This is a genomic window from Hoskinsella mucinilytica (assembly GCF_045223415.1).
Taxonomy (GTDB): Bacteria; Bacillota_I; Bacilli_A; order Erysipelotrichales; family Erysipelotrichaceae; genus Hoskinsella; species Hoskinsella mucinilytica.
Genome location: NZ_JBEQZJ010000149.1, coordinates 1 through 241, shown reverse-complemented (window position 1 = coordinate 241; position 241 = coordinate 1). Strand labels below are relative to the sequence as shown.

Genomic DNA, 241 nt, shown 5'->3' with positions numbered 1-241 from the left:
GTATCTGCAATGAAACCATCCTTTATGAAAACAACAGCACCTATTACTTACAATGAAGGTGATATAGAAATCAATGAACAAAATTTTCCAGATGAAGGATTCAGAGAATGGTTAAAGAAACAACATTATGGAAAAGATGGAGTTATCACACAAGAAGAGATAGCAAATATAACATCAATTGATGTTACTGGAGAAAAAACTATCTCAAACTTAACAGGTATTGCAAACTTTACAAAACTAA

Annotated in this window: 1 protein-coding gene; it reads left to right on the top strand. The window is 30.7% G+C overall.

Annotated elements, in window-relative coordinates; translation table 11 throughout:
* Positions 1 to 24 precede the first annotated feature (24 nt).
* The coding region (locus UGRO018_RS17915) for a hypothetical protein (protein WP_416327869.1) at positions 25 to 241 on the top strand (217 nt) is incomplete at its 3' end.